We start from the raw sequence: 2,872 nt of genomic DNA, 5'->3' as shown, positions 1-2,872 counted from the left end.
AAGGTACCGCTTGTGTGTTCGCAAACTTTCGTCTTCATGCGTCTTCACACACCGCAATCTGCTGTCTCTGTGCAGATTGCTTGGGTGTTATATGGTCAAGCCTCACGGGCAATTAGTATTGGTTAGCTCAACGCCTCACAGCGCTTACACACCCAACCTATCAACGTCGTAGTCTTCGACGGCCCTTCAGGGAACTCAAGGTTCCAGTGAGATCTCATCTTGAGGCAAGTTTCCCGCTTAGATGCTTTCAGCGGTTATCTTTTCCGAACATAGCTACCCGGCAATGCCACTGGCGTGACAACCGGAACACCAGAGGTTCGTCCACTCCGGTCCTCTCGTACTAGGAGCAGCCCCTCTCAAATCTCAAACGTCCACGGCAGATAGGGACCGAACTGTCTCACGACGTTCTAAACCCAGCTCGCGTACCACTTTAAATGGCGAACAGCCATACCCTTGGGACCGGCTTCAGCCCCAGGATGTGATGAGCCGACATCGAGGTGCCAAACACCGCCGTCGATATGAACTCTTGGGCGGTATCAGCCTGTTATCCCCGGAGTACCTTTTATCCGTTGAGCGATGGCCCTTCCATACAGAACCACCGGATCACTAAGACCTACTTTCGTACCTGCTCGACGTGTCTGTCTCGCAGTCAAGCGCGCTTTTGCCTTTATACTCTACGACCGATTTCCGACCGGTCTGAGCGCACCTTCGTACTCCTCCGTTACTCTTTAGGAGGAGACCGCCCCAGTCAAACTACCCACCATACACTGTCCTCGATCCGGATAACGGACCTGAGTTAGAACCTCAAAGTTGCCAGGGTGGTATTTCAAGGTTGGCTCCACGCAGACTGGCGTCCACGCTTCAAAGCCTCCCACCTATCCTACACAAGCAAATTCAAAGTCCAGTGCAAAGCTATAGTAAAGGTTCACGGGGTCTTTCCGTCTAGCCGCGGATACACTGCATCTTCACAGCGATTTCAATTTCACTGAGTCTCGGGTGGAGACAGCGCCGCCATCGTTACGCCATTCGTGCAGGTCGGAACTTACCCGACAAGGAATTTCGCTACCTTAGGACCGTTATAGTTACGGCCGCCGTTTACCGGGGCTTCGATCAAGAGCTTCGCGTTAGCTAACCCCATCAATTAACCTTCCGGCACCGGGCAGGCGTCACACCCTATACGTCCACTTTCGTGTTTGCAGAGTGCTGTGTTTTTAATAAACAGTCGCAGCGGCCTGGTATCTTCGACCGGCATGAGCTTACGGAGCAAGTCCTTCACCCTCACCGGCGCACCTTCTCCCGAAGTTACGGTGCCATTTTGCCTAGTTCCTTCACCCGAGTTCTCTCAAGCGCCTTGGTATTCTCTACCCAACCACCTGTGTCGGTTTGGGGTACGGTTCCTGGTTACCTGAAGCTTAGAAGCTTTTCTTGGAAGCATGGCATCAACCACTTCGTGTTCTAAAGAACACTCGTCATCAGCTCTCGGCCTTGAAACCCCGGATTTACCTAAGATTTCAGCCTACCACCTTAAACCTGGACAACCAACGCCAGGCTGGCCTAGCCTTCTCCGTCCCTCCATCGCAATAACCAGAAGTACAGGAATATTAACCTGTTTTCCATCGACTACGCTTTTCAGCCTCGCCTTAGGGACCGACTAACCCTGCGTCGATTAACGTTGCGCAGGAAACCTTGGTCTTTCGGCGTGGGTGTTTTTCACACCCATTGTCGTTACTCATGTCAGCATTCGCACTTCTGATACCTCCAGCAAGCTTCTCAACTCACCTTCACAGGCTTACAGAACGCTCCTCTACCGCATCATCCTAAGATGATACCCGTAGCTTCGGTGCATGGTTTGAGCCCCGTTACATCTTCCGCGCAGGCCGACTCGACTAGTGAGCTATTACGCTTTCTTTAAAGGGTGGCTGCTTCTAAGCCAACCTCCTAGCTGTCTAAGCCTTCCCACATCGTTTCCCACTTAACCATGACTTTGGGACCTTAGCTGACGGTCTGGGTTGTTTCCCTTTTCACGACGGACGTTAGCACCCGCCGTGTGTCTCCCATGCTCGGCACTTGTAGGTATTCGGAGTTTGCATCGGTTTGGTAAGTCGGGATGACCCCCTAGCCGAAACAGTGCTCTACCCCCTACAGTGATACATGAGGCGCTACCTAAATAGCTTTCGAGGAGAACCAGCTATCTCCGAGCTTGATTAGCCTTTCACTCCGATCCACAGGTCATCCGCTAACTTTTCAACGGTAGTCGGTTCGGTCCTCCAGTTAGTGTTACCCAACCTTCAACCTGCCCATGGATAGATCGCCCGGTTTCGGGTCTATTCCCAGCGACTAGACGCCCTATTAAGACTCGCTTTCGCTACGCCTCCCCTATTCGGTTAAGCTCGCCACTGAAAATAAGTCGCTGACCCATTATACAAAAGGTACGCAGTCACCCAACAAAGTGGGCTCCCACTGCTTGTACGCATACGGTTTCAGGATCTATTTCACTCCGCTCTCCGCGGTTCTTTTCGCCTTTCCCTCACGGTACTGGTTCACTATCGGTCAGTCAGTAGTATTTAGCCTTGGAGGATGGTCCCCCCATGTTCAGACAAGGTTTCTCGTGCCCCGTCCTACTCGATTTCATTGACAAGAGATTTTCGCGTACAGGGCTATCACCCACTATGGCCGCACTTTCCAGAGCGTTCCGCTAATCTCAAATCAACTTAAGGGCTGGTCCCCGTTCGCTCGCCACTACTAAGGGAATCTCGGTTGATTTCTTTTCCTCAGGGTACTTAGATGTTTCAGTTCCCCTGGTTCGCTCCATACACCTATGTATTCAGTGTAAGGTAACTGTCTTATGACAGCTGGGTTCCCCCATTCAGAC

General features: G+C 52.0%; 1 rRNA gene (only partly in view). It reads right to left on the bottom strand.

Features of this window, described 5'->3' with window-relative positions:
* Positions 1 to 91: 91 nt before the first annotated feature.
* A 23S ribosomal RNA gene (locus SLW74_RS27430) occupies positions 92 to 2,872 on the bottom strand (it continues 112 nt past the right edge of the window).

This window comes from Pseudomonas sp. W5-36, from assembly GCF_046540455.1.
GTDB lineage: Bacteria > Pseudomonadota > Gammaproteobacteria > Pseudomonadales > Pseudomonadaceae > Aquipseudomonas > Aquipseudomonas graminis_B.
This window is presented reverse-complemented; position numbering and strand designations above follow the sequence as displayed.